General features: G+C 54.7%; 14 protein-coding genes. 6 read left to right on the top strand and 8 right to left on the bottom strand.

All coding sequences use genetic code 11. The features are described from left to right. Nucleotides 1-320: 320 nt before the first annotated feature. The 5 genes from KQX66_RS14745 to KQX66_RS14765 all read right to left on the bottom strand — a co-directional run bounded on the left by KQX66_RS14745 (nt 321) and on the right by KQX66_RS14765 (nt 4154). A complete protein-coding gene (locus KQX66_RS14745) occupies nt 321-1190 on the bottom strand; it encodes an SDR family oxidoreductase (RefSeq protein ID WP_216793604.1) in 870 nt (289 codons plus the stop codon). A gap of 49 nt (nt 1191-1239) precedes the next feature. Further along, nucleotides 1240-1620, bottom strand: coding sequence for a DUF2188 domain-containing protein (locus KQX66_RS14750; protein ID WP_216793605.1), 381 nt, complete (start codon nt 1618-1620; stop codon nt 1240-1242). Nucleotides 1621-1995: 375 nt separating this feature from the next. Further along, the gene (locus KQX66_RS14755; protein WP_216793606.1) at nt 1996-2529 is read right to left on the bottom strand and encodes a DedA family protein; all 534 of its coding nucleotides are present in this window, start codon (nt 2527-2529) and stop codon (nt 1996-1998) included. 30 nt (nt 2530-2559) lie between these two features. Next, nucleotides 2560-3111, bottom strand: a complete 552-nt coding sequence (gene pssA / locus KQX66_RS14760) for a CDP-diacylglycerol--serine O-phosphatidyltransferase (protein WP_216793607.1) — start codon at nt 3109-3111, stop codon at nt 2560-2562. 5 nt (nt 3112-3116) lie between these two features. Then, nucleotides 3117-4154 carry an AI-2E family transporter gene (locus KQX66_RS14765; protein WP_216793608.1) on the bottom strand — a complete coding sequence of 346 codons (1038 nt, stop codon included), beginning with the start codon at nt 4152-4154 and terminating at the stop codon, nt 3117-3119. Between the two features lie 195 nt (nt 4155-4349). On the opposite strand from KQX66_RS14765, the gene KQX66_RS14770 reads away from it, so the two are divergent. From KQX66_RS14770 to KQX66_RS14780, 3 genes are all read left to right on the top strand, one after another. Further along, nucleotides 4350-5030, top strand: coding sequence for a response regulator transcription factor (locus KQX66_RS14770; RefSeq protein WP_216793609.1), 681 nt, complete (start codon nt 4350-4352; stop codon nt 5028-5030). Beyond that, the gene (locus KQX66_RS14775; protein ID WP_216793610.1) at nt 5027-6781 is read left to right on the top strand and encodes a sensor histidine kinase; all 1755 of its coding nucleotides are present in this window, start codon (nt 5027-5029) and stop codon (nt 6779-6781) included. Before KQX66_RS14770 ends, KQX66_RS14775 begins: the two co-directional genes overlap by 4 nt. 156 nt (nt 6782-6937) lie before the next feature. Next, nucleotides 6938-8326 (top strand): family 16 glycosylhydrolase, encoded by a 1389-nt coding sequence (locus KQX66_RS14780; RefSeq protein ID WP_216793611.1) that lies wholly within the window; start codon nt 6938-6940, stop codon nt 8324-8326. A 107-nt stretch (nt 8327-8433) separates the two neighbouring features. Here the strand turns inward: KQX66_RS14780 and KQX66_RS14785 are convergent, their stop codons facing one another. Together KQX66_RS14785 and KQX66_RS14790 are read right to left on the bottom strand one after the other, a co-directional pair. Continuing rightward, complete coding sequence (locus KQX66_RS14785) at nt 8434-10392, bottom strand: glycoside hydrolase family 15 protein (protein WP_216793612.1); 1959 nt, start codon at nt 10390-10392, stop codon at nt 8434-8436. A gap of 14 nt (nt 10393-10406) precedes the next feature. Further along, nucleotides 10407-11432, bottom strand: a complete 1026-nt coding sequence (locus KQX66_RS14790; protein WP_216793613.1) for a LacI family DNA-binding transcriptional regulator — start codon at nt 11430-11432, stop codon at nt 10407-10409. Nucleotides 11433-11990: 558 nt separating this feature from the next. Between KQX66_RS14790 and KQX66_RS14795 the strand changes: the two genes are divergently transcribed. From KQX66_RS14795 to KQX66_RS14805, 3 genes are all read left to right on the top strand, one after another. Continuing rightward, nucleotides 11991-13298 (top strand): sugar ABC transporter substrate-binding protein, encoded by a 1308-nt coding sequence (locus KQX66_RS14795; RefSeq protein WP_216793614.1) that lies wholly within the window; start codon nt 11991-11993, stop codon nt 13296-13298. 90 nt (nt 13299-13388) lie between these two features. Continuing rightward, nucleotides 13389-14702 carry a carbohydrate ABC transporter permease gene (locus tag KQX66_RS14800; protein ID WP_216793615.1) on the top strand — a complete coding sequence of 438 codons (1314 nt, stop codon included), beginning with the start codon at nt 13389-13391 and terminating at the stop codon, nt 14700-14702. Beyond that, complete coding sequence (locus KQX66_RS14805; RefSeq protein ID WP_193394410.1) at nt 14699-15544, top strand: sugar ABC transporter permease; 846 nt, start codon at nt 14699-14701, stop codon at nt 15542-15544. Before KQX66_RS14800 ends, KQX66_RS14805 begins: the two co-directional genes overlap by 4 nt. A 110-nt stretch (nt 15545-15654) precedes the next feature. Here the strand turns inward: KQX66_RS14805 and KQX66_RS14810 are convergent, their stop codons facing one another. After that, nucleotides 15655-17397, bottom strand: a complete 1743-nt coding sequence (locus KQX66_RS14810; RefSeq protein ID WP_216793616.1) for an alpha-glycosidase — start codon at nt 17395-17397, stop codon at nt 15655-15657. Nucleotides 17398-17495: the final 98 nt, after the last annotated feature.

Here is a 17495-nt window from a genome sequence, read left to right on the forward strand (position 1 = left end):
ACTATTTTAGAAATCTGCAGGACAGTCTTACATGGTAAAAAAGGTGAATCGTTGAATGAATCAAGGAGCTAAGCGGCTTGTCTGTGCTTAGCTCCTTGATTTCGACACCGTATCCAGCGTCGGCGATAACGGTGCCCGGCAGCTTACCTGGCTGCGACTTGACTTTTTTCAGATGAAATGATCAGGTTTTATCGGTAGGTCGCTGGTGCACACTGTAGCCGAGGATAAATTGATTTTCAGTGCCAAAGGATTAAATGTTCTGCAAAGTTCAGCTGCGTCGCATGGCAGTTCGTACAAACCGTCCGCTGCAGGCGGCGCTTTTATCCGTTGACAATCTCGCCGCCGTTGATATGCAGAAATTGGCCGGACATATAGGAAGAATCGTCCGACGCAAGGAACACATAGGCCGGCCCCAGCTCTTCAGGCTGCCCGGGCCGTTTCATCGGTGTGTCGCCGCCGAATTCCGCCACCTTCTGCTCATCGAATGTCGAAGGGATTAGCGGCGTCCAAATCGGTCCCGGCGCGACGCCGTTCACACGGATGCCTTTGCCGGCCACGTTCATCGAAAGCGAACGGGTGAAGGAGACGATCGCCCCTTTGGTCGCCGAGTAATCGATCAACTGGGGATTGCCCCGGTACGCCGTAATCGAGGCCGTGTTGATGATGGACGATCCTTCCTTTAGATGCGGCATCGCCGCTTTCGTCATATAAAAGAACGAAAACAGATTCGTCCTGAACGTCTGTTCCAGCTGCTCCTGCGAAATATCCTCGATGTCGGGCTGCGGATGCTGCTCGCCCGCATTGTTCACGAGAATATCCAGCTTGCCGAAGGTACCGACCGTCCGCTTCACGGCTTCCCGGCAAAACGATTCGTCCCCTATATCGCCCTGAATCAGCAGACATTTCCGCCCTTCCGCTTCAATCAGACGTTTCGTCTCCTCCGCATCCCCGGTTTCGTTCAAATAGACGATGGCCAGATCCGCTCCTTCAGCCGCAAAGCAGACCGCCGCTGCGCACCCGATGCCGCTGTCCCCGCCTGTAATCACCGCAACCTTCCCATGCAGCTTTCCGCTCCCTTTATAGTTTCGGTCTACCGATTTTGGCTTAGGGGTCATGCGGCTTTCAATGCCCGGCTGCCGATCCTGATGTTGTGCCGGCATCGTTTGCTTCTCCGTTTGACCTGTGCTCATGTTCGATCGCTCCTCTCGAGGTTTTAAATTGTATTTGTTAAGCGAAAAGCTAAGAGTAATTGTGCGATGTCTCCACAGTGCCGTCTTTGCGGTGCACGATCGCGCTCGTATTCGTGTCGGAGGCCCATTGCTTCGCCTGCTTCACCGCCTCAGGCTTGGTGTCGGATTGATAACGGACCTTCCCGCCTTCCTCTTTAACGGCCCACCCGTTCTCATGAGGAACGACGTGGAGGTTGGTGGGGCGTTTCTCCTGCGGATGCTTCGGATGCTCTTCGTTCCATTCCTTCGCTTGAGCGGTAGCAATCGCAATTGCCCGCCCTTCTTCGTATCCTTCATCCAGCAGAGCATTGGCGATGTCGACGGCCTTTTCCCTCACTCGAGGCTCCAGGTTTTTCATGGAAACCGGATAATCTCGTTTGTTCCATGGCATGGAACACCCTCCTCTCCTGAATGGCCTTACGCTTCTTACTTACCCGCCGGGCCTGCGATGAAACAAGCGTCCCGAAGCTTCCCTACTATAAAATAGACGCCTGGGGAGGCAAGGCTCGTTCGATCTCCTGGTTCTCCCAATGGGACGCCGACGTCAGGTCGGCTGGAAATGGCCTCGCTGTTCCCCGGAGAGTCGGAGCTGACGATTCCCCATAACTGTTCATTCGTCCTCCTTCAACGCGGTGAACCGTCTCTAGCTTCGCTTTGACCGCATGCAAAACAAAAAAGCCGCCGCCCGACGATCCGTCAGGCGCGCAGCCTTTTCCCTTTCTTGCGTATGAACGCTTTGCAATCGCATCATAGCTTGTCCGAGCTGTTATTTCGAGAAAAACCGGTGCATCAGCGATGCATGGAAATGCGAGAAGTCGATCTGTGCCCCGATAAAATAGCCGATGGAGATAAAAAGTACACACCAGCTGAACGCGCCAACAGCCGAGAACAGCAAATATTTGCGTTTGCCCATGCCGATGACGCCGGACAAGTAGCAGGTCAAGTGACGGATGCCGGGGATGAAATAGCCGAAGCTGACCGTCCAAGGCCCGTAACGCTGGAACCAGGCTTCCACTTTTTCCAGTCGCTCCGGGGTCAGCTTAATCCATTTGCCGTGCTTCCACAGCAGCGGCTTGCCGAACTTGCGGCCAAGCGTGTAGCTGCAAAGCATGCCGGTCATCGCTCCCGCGAGACTGACGGCGACCGAGATCGAATAATTCAGCATACCGACCGACGCCAAATAACCGATAAAGGTCATCAGCAGCTCGTCGGGGATGGGCAAGCCTATAATGCCGAGCGCCAGGCTGAAGAATAAAGCGATATATCCGTACTGTAAGATCATCTCCTGTATAAATTGCATGCGGACACAGCTCCTCTCCAGCCGTAGGTGCTAGACGTTCTCAGTATCGTAATCGTACACGGCTTTGTTTGGACGAAATGCGGGGATCTTGATCGTGCTGATCATCAGGAAAGAAAGCCCGACAATGACCAGTACCGTCACCGCCAAAAGATGCGATGGGGGGTTCCACAAGGCAAAAGCGGACAACAGACAGCCGGCTCCGGTAATTGGCAGACCGATATGACAGCGGTTTTGACAGGTTTTTACGTTGAAGCGGGCCAGCCGCAGCGCGCCGCATACCATGAACAACCCGGTCAGCAGCGTACCGTATACCGGCAGCTCGCGCAGGGCGACGACATATATAATGATGGCCGGCGCGGCGCCGAAGGAAATCAGCTCCGATAAGGAACGAAGCTCCTTGGCGAATTCGCCCGACAGCTCCAGCTTTTCCGCAATGTAGCCGCCGAACAAGTCCAGCAAGGCCGCAATCGCGACCAGCAGCACCGCGGAAAGCACTTTGCCGTGGAACGCCAGCAGGAGCGAAACCATGCCTATACCCAGCCCCGCCGCTACGAACACAAACGGGATCGATTTTCTTAACATTGTGATCATTCCTCCTTAGGGGATGGGGGAAGCGCAAGACGAATCGGCTGCCCCACCGTTTGAACCTCCAATAAATCAAGGATAAATACGAATGTCGGAATTCCGACGATCAGGCCCCAGATTCCGAAGAAATGCTCGGAGAACAGGAGCACGATAAAGGTGTAAAAGATCGGCAGATGCGTCTTGGATGCCATCAGCCGCGGATTGAGCACGTAGGCTTCCAAGGCGTGAATCAAAGTAATCGTCACGATCAGATAGATGACATAGACGAACCCGCCAAGGCTGAACGCAATAGCGCACAGCGGAATCAGCGAGATGAATACGCCGGCGACAGGAATCAAGCCAAGAACGAAGATTAAGAGCGCCAGGCCGAACAGATTGGGAAAGCCCATCGCCCATAAGGCGATTGTCGTCAGCACGCAGTTGATCAGCGCAATCAGCAGCTGGGTTTCGATCACTTTGCCGAAGGTGAGGACGAATTTTTGGCCGAAGTATTCGATTTCTTCCACCAGCCATCCGATCTTGCTCGCCCGAAGCTTGTGCGTGAACCGGATGACGCTCGATTTGCTGAGCAGTAAAATCAAGCTCATAATGACGGCCAGAAACCATTCGAAGCCCCAATGGCCGACCCTCTTGATCATATCCAATCCGGGCTTGATGATGCTGTGAAGGTCGAGCTGATGAACGACGGAGACGAGATAGCTCACGATTTCATTCTGCGGATGAGCGTATACGTGCTTGACGGTGACGATCAGTTGACCTATTTCGTGAACGAGGGAGGGAAACACTTTGAAGCCCCCGGCCACCAGTACGGCGACAAACAATACGTACAGAATGGAGAGGAGCAGCTTGGAATCGACAGGAATGATCGGTTTAATCCAGCGATGGACCAAGTGATGAAGACGATCCATGAGGAACGTCATCAAAAATGTCAACAAGATGAGGTTCAGCATGCCTTTCAGCCAGAACAACAGCAGGCAGAAGAGGGCGAGAATGCCGAAGCGCCGCACATCTTTTCTTTGAAGAAAGGCCATCATATTCATACGAACATCCTTTCGATGGGAACGCGCCAAGTTTGTCTGCCGACATTATAACGCGCCGTTGTGTACTTCATGTGTCCTATCGGCAAAAGAAGGCTCTTGTTTTAATTGCTCCCCGGGACACACGAAAAACACAAGACTCATGTATAATGGAACAGGTAAAAGCACGTTACCGGATAAACAGGAGTTGTCATTGCTATGGAACGAAAAGTTCTTCTCATCGAAGATGAGAGCCTCATTCGCGAGATTGTGGCGGATTATTTCGAAAGGGAGCAGTGGACCGTCTACGAGGCGGAGAACGGCAGGCAAGCATTGGACATGCTGGATGGTCTGAATGCGGACCTCGTCATTCTTGATATTTTAATGCCGGAGCTGGACGGATGGGCCGTATGCAAGCGGATCCGCGCCAAATCGGCGATTCCGATCATCATCCTCACTGCGAAGTCGGAGGAAGACGACAAAATGCTCGGCTTCGAGCTGGGTGCCGACGATTACGTTACCAAGCCATTCAGCCCGAAGGTGCTCGTTGCCCGCGCTAAAACGCTGATGAAGCGAGTCGAGGGGACAGTCGGAAAAGAGGATCATATGCTCAGCTTTGGCCGGGTCACGATCAATAAACGGTCACACCGCGTCGAAATGGAAGGGCTGGAAGTCGAGCTGACGCCCAAAGAATATGAGCTGCTGCTTTATTTGGTCAAAAACGAAGGGATCGTACTATCCCGCGAAGCGATCCTGAATCAGGTATGGGGGTTCGATTATTTCGGCGATCCGCGGGTCGTCGACACCCATATTAAAAAATTGCGCGGGAAGCTGGGGGACGAGGCGCGGCATATCCGCACCGTCATCCGCGCCGGCTATAAATTCGAGGAGGACCGATGAGAAAAGGCGGCGTTACCTTCAAGCTGTTCGCGATCACAGCGTCTTTTTTCTTGTTGTTTTATGCAATCGTTCTACTCGGGCAATTACTGTTTTTTGAGAAGTTTTACCAGAATCAGAGATTGGCCGGATTGGAAAAAAAGCTGCAGTCCTTTAGCGAGCAGTATGCATCGAACCGTTGGGACGAGCCGCGTATCACCCGCGAGATGGGGCTGTTTATCAGCCAAAATAAAGCGCAGCTCGCAATCTTGAATCCGGAAGGAAAAGTGAAATACGACAATTTTTTTCGCATCGTCATCCGTGACGATAAAGGGGTTTCGGTCAAGATTTCCTTGATGCTGCTGTCCGAGTCCGACCAGAAGGAATTGCTGGCGGCCCACTTGCAGCGCGGCGACCGGATTCAGGTCGAGGGCGTGTTCGATGACGAACAGACCAAAGAATTGATCTACCCGCTCGTCATAAAAAAAGCCGGAATGAAGGACATCGGCAGCGCGGAAACCAGCGGTATCGAAGGTCCGTTGGAGCGAATTTCCGGCGTCATCACCGACGCGCTGCTGCCCAGCCCGAATATATGGAACTTGCGCCAGGGCTTATTGTACCTTGCCATTGACAATTGGTTCCCGCTTACCGACGAGCAGAAAACCGATTTGCAGAGCGGCAAAATGATCGAAAAGGAATGGACGGAGACGCTTACCGGCGTACGCAGCTTTATCGCGGTTCAGCCCGTGATCCGCGAGGGCAAAGTAAGCGAGCTGCTCTTCGCGGTCACATCGCTGCAGCAGATTAGCGAGGCCTACGACGCGCTGCGGCTGTTCTACCTGTATATCGCGGTGGGCGGCATTGTGCTGATTTTGCTGCTCTCGCTGATTTTTTCCAAATTCGTGACCAAACCGCTCCTTGCGCTTAACAAAATCGCGCTGCGCATGGCCAAATTGGATTTTTCCGCCAAATCGCCCATCCGGAGCAACGACGAGTTCGGCAGCTTGTCCCTCAGCTTGAACAGCTTGTCCGAAACGCTGGATCATACGCTCAAGGAGCTGCATCAGGCCAACGAGCAGCTTCGGGCGGATATGGAGCAGAAGCAGCGGATGGAGCAGCGGCAGAAGGAGTTCGTCTCCAACGCCTCCCATGAATTGAAGACGCCGCTCAGCATTGTCAAGGGATTCGCCGAGGGGCTGCGGGACGGCATCAGTGAAAGCAAGCGCGAGAGATATTTGGAAGTGATTCTGGACGAAACCGGAAAAATGGAAGACCTCGTCAAAGATATGCTGGAGCTGACGAAGCTGGAATCCAAGACCATCAAGCTGAAGAAGAGCCGGTTTATGGTAAGCGAGCTGATCGAGGATATCGTCGACAAGCTGTCGCATCATTTGAACGAAAAGGGATTGAAGGTCGTTCATATGGCCGCGGGCGAGCATCCCGTCTATGCGGATCAATCCAAGATCGAGCAGGTGCTGTTCAACATCTTGATCAATGCGATCCGTCATGCCGTGCCCGGCAGCGAAATTACCGTCCGCATCGAAAGCGACGGGGAGCGGCTCAAAGTCTCCATCGATAACGAGGGAGAGAACATTCCCGAGGATCAGCTGGATGACATCTGGGAACGATTTTACCGTGCGGAACGCTCTCGCAACCGGAAAACCGGGGGAACGGGGCTGGGCCTGGCGATCGTCAAGCATATCTTGGAGCTGCACGAAAGCCGTTACGGGGTAACGAATACCGAGAAGGGCGTCAGTTTTTATTTTTTGTTATAAGCCGGAAAGCAAGTCACGCAAAAAAGCATCGGTTGGATCGACTCCGGGTTCGGAGCTCGACGAGACCGGTGTTTTTCATGTTATTTACAGAAAAGGTTGACGCATTCCTGGGGCTCGTTTATGATAATCCAAATGATGGAAGGGAGGAAGGTTGTTATGAATCAAAAGACCAAGCGAAGTTTTCGCGTTGTTGTAAGCGCTCTTCTGGGATTGTCTTTGCTCTCGGCCTTGATTTATTCCGTCCCGGCGCCGTCACTTGCCGCAGGGACGCTTCCGGCCGATACGAATCTGGTGAAAAACGGAGGCTTCGAGCAGGGCAAGGCCGAGTGGGAGGATTGGGGAGCGGCGACCGTGGTCACCACCGACGTTCAAAGCGGAACCAAGGCACTGAAGCTTGGTCCCACCGAAGGCGGCATGGGGCAAAAGATTGACGGGATAGGCGAAAATACGATCGTCACGCTAAGCGGCGCGGGCAAAGCCGGCACCCCGGGCGAAAAAGCCTGGATCGGGGCGGACTGCCTCGATGCCTCCGACAAGAAGCTGGCGGGAGGCAAATTTGTGCTTGGCTTCGAATCTGCGGCTTACGAGCAGAAGTCACTCTCGTTCCGGACGGTTCCCGGCACCCGGAAAGTACAGGTTTACGTATACAAAAATCCGGACAATGGCAAATTCGCCTATGTCGATGACGTCGCTCTCAAGATCGGCGGCAGCTTGCCGGATGAAGACCCGCCGGTCAAGTCGGTAGGTCCGCTCCCGCCGCCACATCCCCCGGGCGTGTTCTTTGACGATTTCAAGAACGGCATCGATCCTGAAAAATGGCTGATCGCGAAGCAGCAGTGGGGCGGTCAAGACGTGAACGGCGGCGTGCTTCCGGCCAATGTGGCCGTCACCCGGGACGGCATCGTGGAGCTAACCGGCAACGGCGACCTGTACAGCGGACCGGTCCGGGGAATTAACCGCGACGGCTCGACGCGGGCGGACGGCAAGCGAACCGGGGCGTCCATCGTGACGAAATATGCCTATGCGTCGGGAAGCTATGAAGTGAAGGCCAAAATATTGCCGAAGCTCGGCGCGGTGTCGGCCTTCTGGACTTTTTTCAACAACGGCGAGGTTAATCATGAAATCGACTTCGAAGCGCCAGGCGACAAGAGCCTCCGCAAAATCATGACAACGACCTGGGTCGTCGAAGCGCGGAATACTTCGCAGGTAACGGACTTTCCGGAGCAGATCGACGGCAATTGGCATGTGTACCGGTTCGATTGGCATACCGATCCGAAGAGAGTCGATTTTTACGTCGACAATAAGCTGATTTATACGAGCTATACGAACGTGCCCCGGGCGGCCTCAAAATTTTGGCTTGGCGTCTGGTTTCCGAAGGAATGGGCAGGCATGCCTAACTTTGCCACCGACAAGATGTACATCGATTGGGTAAAAATTACGCCGTTTCTGGAGAAGGGGGATGTCCGGGCAGGGAACGGGGAAACCGGCGAAATTGGTCCGGGCACCGGCTGGGCCGGCTTGAACGAATATCCCGCTCCGCGGTAAACGCGTCAAGCAACTAATCGGTCTCTGTCGTACTCGCAGCGAAATATCCAGGAACACAAATCAAGCCCTTGGCCGCTCCCGCTGGGAGAACCAAGGGCTTGTACGTTTTAATCCAACTGTCCATGCTCCGCCAGCAGGGTGACGGCTAAAATAAACATTGCGTGCGACCAAGTTAGCGGCACGACCCAGGCGGTTTCGCCCGTTTGCTTATCGACCTGTTCGGGCAGCAGCCCTGCCGCCGTCCGGTGATCTATCGCCCATTGCAGGAGCGACTTGGCTTCGGTGTATTGTCCGCGATGAATGCGGTAATGGCACAGCCACAGCGTCGTTAAAATCCACGGATTGCCGCCGATGTAATGGTCGTTCTCGTACCGCTTGATGCCGCCGACTGCGGGGGACGTCAAGTATTGCTCGATCGTATCCGCTGTACGGACCATGCGCGGATCGTCGGCAGGGAACACGCCGAACGGAACGGAAATGCCGATCAGGCTGATATCGACGATCGGGTCGTGCTCCAGGAAGTAGGTCGTGTACCCTTTCGCATTGACGCTTACGGAGGTGCCGAGTCCTTGCTGCCGGGCTTCGCGATATACCGCCTCCGGCACCGCCAGCTTTAAAGCGCGGTAGAAGGCGCCTTTCTCCTCGTTCCAGCACAGCTCGCCGATCGACTGGCGGATGCGCTCCGCCACGAGGCTCCATTCGCTTGCCAGTTCCGGCTTGCCGAGCCGTTCGGCAAAAGAGGCTGCCGCCGTCAAGCCGCCAAAAACCGCGCCCGCCGAATACGTGTGCTCGGCGAATCGCTCTTCCCATAGGTCCATGCTGCAAGCGGGCAATCCGGTTTCCGCATCGATGTAGCCGGCAAGGAAGCGGGCGCCCCGTTCGACGGCCGGCCATACGTTTTGCAGGAAAGCCTCATCTTGCACCTGCAGATAATGCTGCCACATGCCCCAAATAATCGAGGCGCCTTCGTCGATCTGCAATCCCCAGGACGGAGCCAGCCAGCCATCGTGGTAATGCCGCTGCTGCCAGGAGCCGTCCGGGTCCTGAGCCGTGAGGGTCCATTCGTAAAACTTCGCGGACAACTCCGTCAGGCCGACGCGGTCCAGCGCCGTCGTAATAAACGCGGCATCGCGGCCCCAGCAATAGGAGTAGCCCCCGCAGCGGGAAAATTGCTCGTCGAACTCGGGAGCGGCCACGACGCTGCCGGACTTCTCGTCGCTCATTAGCTTCATCACCAGCAGCGAACGCTCGTACAGCTCGCGGATATCGCTTCGCGATCCGGGAGCCGGCACGGCGTCGTTCAGGAATCGATGCCAGTAGCTCTCCGTGAAGTCGTACCAGTACGTATGCGGCTGGCTCTTCGCTTTGGCCAGCGATTGCTGGGAGGCAGTGCGCGTCTGGCCCGCCGCAATGTACACGGGCACCTCCACAGCCGCGCCCGGCTCCAGCTTTTCAATGTGCCAGCACAGCGCGCCGTCCGGCTTCATGTCAATCCCGTTCCCGTTTAAATGGCCGGATTGCGCGTTTTCCCACACGCCAGCTCCGGCTTGATATCCTGTGCAAACGTTTGAACTGGAGACCGAAAAAATATACTCGTGCCGCAGGTGCATGAGCGAATCGTGTGCTTCCTCAAACTGGGTGGTATGGTAAAAAGGCGTTTCCATCGAGCGGAACGACGAGTAATACATAAAGCGGAACGATACCGGCGCCTCGCCGCGGTTAGTAAATGTATACTGGCGGACAACGAAATCTTCGCCCGGGACGGCGTAATCGACCGTCTCCGCGGACAGCGGGAAGCGCTCGGACACGGCGGTCGTCTTGAACATGTTCGTCCGGGGCACGTAGGAGGCTTCATGCCGCCAACCTTCTTCCTCGCCGTCGAACCAGGTTGTCACTGGTGTGGTTCCCTCGATGTACAGGCCGCTGCGGATTTCGTCCACATGCTGCGGATAGTCGATATGCGGCCACCACAGGCGGTACATCCGGCCCGTGCGGCCCAGGGAGGCGAGAAATCGGGAATTTCCGACGATCGCGTCGATCAAGTAAGGCTTTTTCGTTGTGTACATGTGCTGCATCTCTCCTAGTTTTTGACTTGAACGAGGGACGATTCCCGCACGATCAGGCGGTGGGGAATGATCACGCGCTTTTGGGGCATGGCCTCGCCCTTTACGGCCCGGATGAGCGTTTGCGAAGCGGTGTAGCCGATCTGGTAAATCCCGATATCGATGGAGCTGATCGGCGGCGTGGACAGCTCGGACAACGAGATGTTGTTGAAGCCGACCAGACTGAGATCGTCCGGGACCTTGTAGCCGAGCTCCGTCAGCCCCCGCAGTACGCCAAAAGCGACGACGTCGTCAATCACAACAATCGCCGTCGGCCGTTCGGGGAGACACATGAAAAACGACATCGCCCGGTAGCCGCTTTCCTGCAAAAAGTCCCCTTCGACGATCCATTCGGGGCGGGCTTCGATCCCGGCGTCCTTAAGCGCTTGCAAGTATCCTTTCATCCGGTCGCCCGAAACGATCAGATTCGGTGGGCCGCTCACGAATCCGATGCGCTTGTGCCCTTGGGCGATCAAGTGGCGGGTAGCATCGTAAGCCGCCTGCACATTGTCGTTGTCCACCGACAAAATATCGGGAAACTCTTCGCTTCGCCCGATCAGGACAAAAGGGAAGCCGTGCTCAAGCATGAACGAAATGAGCGGATCGCTTTGGCGCGAATACAGCAAAATCACGCCGTCGACCCGCCGACCCTTGACAAGCCGGGTAACGGCTTCAAGCTCTTCCCGCTCCGTTGTCCCTGTCGTCATCATAAGATCGTACCCCGTACGCGCCGATTGGGTAACGATGCCGCGGATCACCTCGGAGAAGAACAGGTTCTGGAACAGCTCCTCGGCCGGTCTGGGCAAGATTAAACCGATCGTATTTGTCGTCTTGGAGACGAGGCTCTTGGCCATGATGTTGGGGTGATAGCCGAGCTCCTTCAGCACTTCCCGCACCTTCGCCGCGGTCGCCGGACTGATCCGGGGATGATTGGAAAGAACGCGCGATACGGTGGAAGGAGAGACGCCGGCTTTTTTGGCGACGTCGACGATTGTGATTGCCATGGATGTGTAACCTCCAGATGTTCTGTTGATAGGAGAGCCGCTTTCTTGCGGGATGTCGGGCACTTGGATGCTTCTTGCACAAGTAAGGAAGCATGTTTCTCCCATGGTAACATATCAGAGGCGGCTATTGTAAAAAACAGCTTGTGCAAACGTTTGAACAAAAGCCGGCGCAGAAATGGATGCCGTTTATTTTTTTATGTTAGCGCAAAAGCCGGTCCGTTGTAAATAAACATTTGAGAATGATCAAAAAAGGACTCGTTTTCCCTAAATTGTGGAATTAAAATGTAGGAAAGCTGAGAAAATGGAAGGATAAGGGGGATGGGAGCAGGGATTTCAGTAAAAACCGGCTAAAATAACCAGTGCAAACGTTTTTACAAAATGTTCTGCGTGAGTTATGATATGTCGAGAATGAAACGTTTTCATTCGCGGATTCCATGGAAAGAAAGTTGTTTGTGGCACTTTTTACGGCATTTTGCGCAAAGGTTTGCACAAGCTAGAGCTGCCGCAAGCGCGAAGGCAGAGCAATTATTTTGGAAACTGAAAGGGGTACTTACAAAAATGGAATTCAAAAAGAAGCTCTTGGCGCTGGTTGCCGTATCCTCCTTATCCGTCTCGATGACTGCTTGCTCCGGCACGAACAAACCGGAAGCCGAGACTCCGGCAGCGAACAACAATGCGCAGTCGCCGGTGGCAGCAGGAGAAACGGGCGCGTTGACACCGGAAGCGGGCGCAAAGCTGGTGATCTGGGAGAGTAAAGATGAACGCGTGTTCACTGATGAAATCGCGAAGCTTTTTACGGAAAAATACAATGTTCCGGTTCAAATCGACGAAATCGCTCCGACGGATCAAGTGACCCGACTGACCAACGACGGTCCGGCGGGCGTAGGCGCCGACGTGGTGGTGTTTCCGCACGACCACTTGGGCCGGGCCGCATCGGCGCAATTGATTCTCCCGAACGATTCGTTTGCCGAGGAAACGAAGAAAAACAATACGGACAACGCGATTCAAGCCGTTACCTTCAACAACACGCTGTACGGTTTTCCGCGGGCTGCCGAAACCTACGCGCTGTACTACAATAAGGAGCTGGTGAAGGAAGCTCCGAAATCGTTCGAGGACGTCGTCGCTTTTAGCAAAACGTTCACGAACAAAGACAAAAATAAATTCGGCATCATGTGGGAAACCGGCAATACGTACTTCAACTATCCGTTCATCGCTTCAACAGGCGGGTACTTGTTCGGCAAGAACGGCACGGACAAAACCGATATCGGCTTGAACAACGAAGGCGCACTGACAGGAATGAAAGTGTATGCCAGCCTGAGAGAAATTTTGCCCGTGAAATCCGGCGATATTAACCCGGACATTAAGCGGGGACTGTTCACGACGGGCGATGTGGCGATGGACATCAACGGTCCGTGGGAGCTGACCGGCTACAAGAAAGCGCTTGGCGACAAGCTCGGCATCGCTCCGATTCCGGCGATCGGAGGCAAACCGGCGGTATCGTTCTCCGGGGTAAAAGCATGGTACGTCAACTCGTTCTCGAAATATCCGAACGCGGCCAAGCTGTTCGCCCAATTCGCTTCCGGCAAAGAAGCGCAGCTTCTGCTGCACAAGAAGGTTGGAGCCATCCCGACGAACAAAGAGGCGCAAGAGGACTCGCAAATCAAGAACGATCCGATCATTTCCGGTTTTGTCGCGCAGTTCAAAAACTCGCAGCCGATGCCGTCGATCCCGGAAATGGACAGCGTCTGGAATCCGCTTGATTCTGCGCTGACGGAAGTATGGAACAACGGCAAAGATCCGAAAGAGGCGCTCGATACGGCGGCTACCCGTCTGAAAGAGCTCATCAACAGCGGCAAAAAGCAATAACGGTCCGGGAGGCTGAGTCTGGGTTCACCCGTCGCGGAATACGGCGGGTGATTCCATATTTTTTTACGGGGAGAGGAGCTTCGTCATACTATGTCTCAACATCGGATCACCGCAGCGGTGCTGTCATGCGTCGGATTAGGCTTAGGACAATGGTATAACCGGCAATGGCTTAAAGGGCTGGTGCTGCTGCTCATCGAGGTGGCGGCGCTGAAGTATTTCGTCCAAAATTTAGGCCAGGCGCTGTGGGGCATTGCAACGCTTGGCGAACAGGCGATGCATTTGGAGAAGGTTAACGGCATTGCCAAAATGGTTCCGGGCGACCACTCCATCTTTTTGTTGATTCAGGGCGTCATTACTTTGCTGGTGCTTGGCTTGTTCATCCTGCTGTACGTGCTTGTTGTCAAGGATGCGTATCTCGTCGGAAAGCTGCGGGAGGCGGGGGGAAGGCCGAATAATTTCATCCAGTCGCTTGCCTATATCCGGGACAGAAGATTTGCGGAAGCGTTTCTGATGCTGCCTGCGGCGGGCATTTTGTTTTTTACCATCATGCCGATCATCTTTATGATTCTGCTGTCCTTCACGAACTATTCTTCTCCGAACCACATGCCCCCGGCTAAACTGGTCGACTGGGTAGGGTTTCAAACGTTTAAGGACCTTGTCGGACTCAAGACTTGGAGCCATACATTCTTCGGCGTCTTGCGCTGGACGATCATTTGGGCGGTATTGTCGACCGTCACGACCTTTTTCGGCGGGTTTCTGGTGGCCCTGATCATTCAGCAAAAGGATATCCGCTTCAAAGGGTTTTGGCGGACGATCATGATCATCCCTTACGCCATTCCGCAGCTGATCTCTCTGCTGGTGATGCGAAATCTGTTCAACGGCCAGTTCGGACCGATCAACCAATATTTATCGTATTTCGGACTGGAGAAACTGCCGTGGCTGACGGACCCGATTTGGGCCAAGGTGACGGTTATCGTCGTGAACATGTGGGTCGGCGTGCCCGTTTCGATGCTGCTGATCATGGGCGTGCTGACGACGATCCCGCGCGATATGTACGAGGCGGCGGAGGTGGATGGGGCGACCGCGTTTCAGAAGTTCCGCATCATTACGCTGCCGATGGTCATGTTCACGACGGCTCCGATTCTGATTACGCAGTTTGCGGGAAATATCAACAACTTCAATGCGATTTTTCTGCTGACGGACGGCAATCCGGTCGAAGGGGAGTATCAATACGCGGGCGCAACCGACCTGCTTGTCACCTGGTTATATAAGCTGACGCTGAATCAAAGCCAGTTCAACATGGCCTCGGCCGTCGGTATTATCATTTTCCTGATCATCGCTTCGTTCTCGATCTACAATTACCGCAGGACCCGTTCGTTCCGGGAGGAGGATATGATCCAATGATAGGGAGAAAATTAAGCAACGCGATTCGGCTGACGTTCAGCTATCTGTTTCTGATCGTGGCGTGCATATGCTGCTTATATCCGGCGCTGTGGGTCATTCTGGCCTCCTTCCGGCCGGGCCGGTCCTTATACAGCAAAACCTTGCTTCCCGAGCAATTCGTGTTCGAGCATTATACGGAGCTGTTCACGTCCAAAAGCTTCCTGTTCGGCACCTGGTACTGGAATACGCTCAAAATCGCCACCTTATCGATGATTTTCGGCACGCTGATGGTGCTGCTGTGCGGCTACGCGCTGTCCCGGTTCCGGTTCAAAGGACGCAAAACCGCGCTGTCCACCTTGTTGATTCTCGGGATGTTTCCCGGCTTCATGAGCTTGATCGCCATTTACATCTTGCTGAAGGAATTGAACCTGCTGGATACGCATCTGGCGATGATCATCGTCTACTCTTTCGGTGCTCCGCTGCTTGGAAGCTTTATTGCCAAAGGCTTTTTCGATACGATCCCGCGCAGTCTGGATGAAGCGGCAAGAATCGACGGGGCGAACAACATTACGATCTTCGTCAAAATCATGCTTCCGCTTTCGAAGCCGATGCTGGCGTACGCCGCGCTGACGCAGTTTGTCGGCCCTTGGATCGATTTTATTTTCGCGCGGATGGTGCTGCGCACAAGAGACAAATGGACGCTGGCCGTCGGCCTGTACGACCAGATCAGCAGCAACCAGAACAGCAATTTTACGCTATTTGCAGCGGCGGCCGTGCTGATCGCGGTTCCGATCTCGCTCCTGTTCATTTATTTACAGCGTTTCCTGGTGGAAGGGCTGACGGCGGGGGCAAGCAAAGGTTGAGGCGCGTTTGAAGACCAATCGAAGCGGCAAAAAGGAAAGGGGACAAGTCCCGCATTCTTGCGGAGCTTGTCCCTTTTTTCGTGCAGACATTGGCTTTGGGCAGGCACCCTTTATTGCGCCAGCAGAAGACGGAAGCCGTTCGCAGGCAAGCGCAGTTGCAATTCGCCGTTGTCTGCGATCAGGTCTTCTTCGGTCAATAGATCCTTCCAATGACGGCCGGCGACCGGCAGGGCCAGCGTATCGGCTTCGGTTCCCGCATTGACGGCGACGATCAAGCGGTCGCTGCCCAGCGAACGTTCGTAAGCAAGGCGCATATCGTTTTCCTGCGTGAACAGGAAAGTCAGGTCGCCGGTGCGCAGCGCTGCGTATTGTTTGCGCAGCGCGATGACTTGCCGGAAGAACGCGAACAGCTCGCGGTCCTGCTTCGCTTCGTCCCATTCCATGCATTTGCGGCAGCCGGGGTCGTAGCCTCCGGTCAGGCCGATTTCGTCGCCGTAATAGACGCAGGGCGTACCGGTCAGGGTAAATTGAAGCAGCGTGGCCAGCTTCATCCGCTGCTTGTCTTCATCGCAGAGAGTCAGCAGACGCACCGTGTCGTGGCTTCCGAGCAGGTTAAAGGCGGCCTCGTTCGCCTGCTGCGGATAGCTGGCCAGGAGGGCGCCCAAGGCGTTGGCGAAGCTTGCGCCGTCCCGTTCCTTTTTGGCGGCAAACTCGATGATGATATTCGTCAGCGGATAATTCATCACCGCATCGAACTGGTCGCCCATGAGCCATGGCATGGAGTCGTGCATAATTTCGCCCAGGATGTAGGCGTCGGGCTTCGCCTTCTTCACCACGTCGCGGAACTCGCGCCAGAAGCGGTGGTCGACTTCGTTGGCTACGTCAAGACGCCAGCCGTCGATGTCCACTTCTTCAATCCAGTACTTGGCTACATTCAGCAAGTATTGTTTGACTTCGGGATGCTCCGTATTCAGCTTGGGCATGATCGGCTCGTAAGCGAACGTGTCGTAGGTCGGAATGCCGTCCTTGACGTCGAGCGGCCATTCCCGCACGTGGAACCAGCCGGCGTAACGGGAATCCGCTCCCTTTTCCTTCACGTCGAGGAAGGGAGGGAACGTGTGCCCGCAATGGTTGAAGACGGCGTCCAGCAGCACACGGATACCGCGTTTGTGGCAAGCCTCGACCAGTTTCTTCAGCGTCTCGTTCGTGCCGAAGTGAGGATCTACCGTCATATAATCCGCGGTATCGTATTTATGGTTGGTGGTCGCTTTGAAGACCGGGTTGAAATAAATGGCGTTGACGCCAAGCGCGCTCAGGTGATCCAAATGGTCGATGACGCCTTGCAGATCGCCCCCGAAATAGTTTTTGGGCGTCGGCTCGCCGCCCCACGGTTCCACGCCTTCCGGATCGTTACTCGGGTCCCCGTTGGCGAAGCGTTCAGGGAATATTTGGTAGAAAATAGCATCTTTGACCCAAGCCGGGGGCGTAAACACGTCCGCCGGATTCAGGAAGGGGAAATCGAACATTTTGATGCTGTCCTTCGGCGCGTCGTTCAGCATGCCGGTCTCGACAAACCAGACGGTTTCTTCGTCCGCTTCCAGCCGGAAGGCGTACTTCATACGGCGCATGAGCGGCTGGACCGCAACATGCCAATAATCGAACAGCGTGTCGCTGACCCACTTGGTCATGGATAACTCTTCGACGGTGCGGTCCCACGCGTACTTGTCGCCGACGATCAAGGTAACCCGTTCGACGTCATCCCGCTTGGTGCGCAGGCGCAGATGGATCGTGCGCTCGTCATAGGCATAGGCCCAGTTGGATTTTGGACGATGGTAAATAGCTTCCAATAACATGATGTCATCCTCCTTGGCAATAAAAAAAGGCACAACCCCGATTAAAACGCGAGGTTGTACCTTTTTGCTTGGTAGCATTGCCTTTAATTTTAGCAATA

Source organism: Paenibacillus oleatilyticus, from assembly GCF_018998565.1.
Taxonomy (GTDB): domain Bacteria; phylum Bacillota; class Bacilli; order Paenibacillales; family NBRC-103111; genus Paenibacillus_G; species Paenibacillus_G oleatilyticus.

Bases quoted from the DNA above. Each gene is read 5' to 3' on its own strand.
- KQX66_RS14745 (WP_216793604.1), bottom strand. From the start codon at position 1,190: ATGAGCACAGGTCAAACGGAGAAGCAAACGATGCCGGCACAACATCAG.
- KQX66_RS14750 (WP_216793605.1), bottom strand. From the start codon at position 1,620: ATGCCATGGAACAAACGAGATTATCCGGTTTCCATGAAAAACCTGGAG.
- KQX66_RS14755 (WP_216793606.1), bottom strand. From the start codon at position 2,529: ATGCAATTTATACAGGAGATGATCTTACAGTACGGATATATCGCTTTA.
- pssA (WP_216793607.1), bottom strand. From the start codon at position 3,111: ATGTTAAGAAAATCGATCCCGTTTGTGTTCGTAGCGGCGGGGCTGGGT.
- KQX66_RS14765 (WP_216793608.1), bottom strand. From the start codon at position 4,154: ATGAATATGATGGCCTTTCTTCAAAGAAAAGATGTGCGGCGCTTCGGC.
- KQX66_RS14770 (WP_216793609.1), top strand. From the start codon at position 4,350: ATGGAACGAAAAGTTCTTCTCATCGAAGATGAGAGCCTCATTCGCGAG.
- KQX66_RS14775 (WP_216793610.1), top strand. From the start codon at position 5,027: ATGAGAAAAGGCGGCGTTACCTTCAAGCTGTTCGCGATCACAGCGTCT.
- KQX66_RS14780 (WP_216793611.1), top strand. From the start codon at position 6,938: ATGAATCAAAAGACCAAGCGAAGTTTTCGCGTTGTTGTAAGCGCTCTT.
- KQX66_RS14785 (WP_216793612.1), bottom strand. From the start codon at position 10,392: ATGTACACAACGAAAAAGCCTTACTTGATCGACGCGATCGTCGGAAAT.
- KQX66_RS14790 (WP_216793613.1), bottom strand. From the start codon at position 11,432: ATGGCAATCACAATCGTCGACGTCGCCAAAAAAGCCGGCGTCTCTCCT.
- KQX66_RS14795 (WP_216793614.1), top strand. From the start codon at position 11,991: ATGGAATTCAAAAAGAAGCTCTTGGCGCTGGTTGCCGTATCCTCCTTA.
- KQX66_RS14800 (WP_216793615.1), top strand. From the start codon at position 13,389: ATGTCTCAACATCGGATCACCGCAGCGGTGCTGTCATGCGTCGGATTA.
- KQX66_RS14805 (WP_193394410.1), top strand. From the start codon at position 14,699: ATGATAGGGAGAAAATTAAGCAACGCGATTCGGCTGACGTTCAGCTAT.
- KQX66_RS14810 (WP_216793616.1), bottom strand. From the start codon at position 17,397: ATGTTATTGGAAGCTATTTACCATCGTCCAAAATCCAACTGGGCCTAT.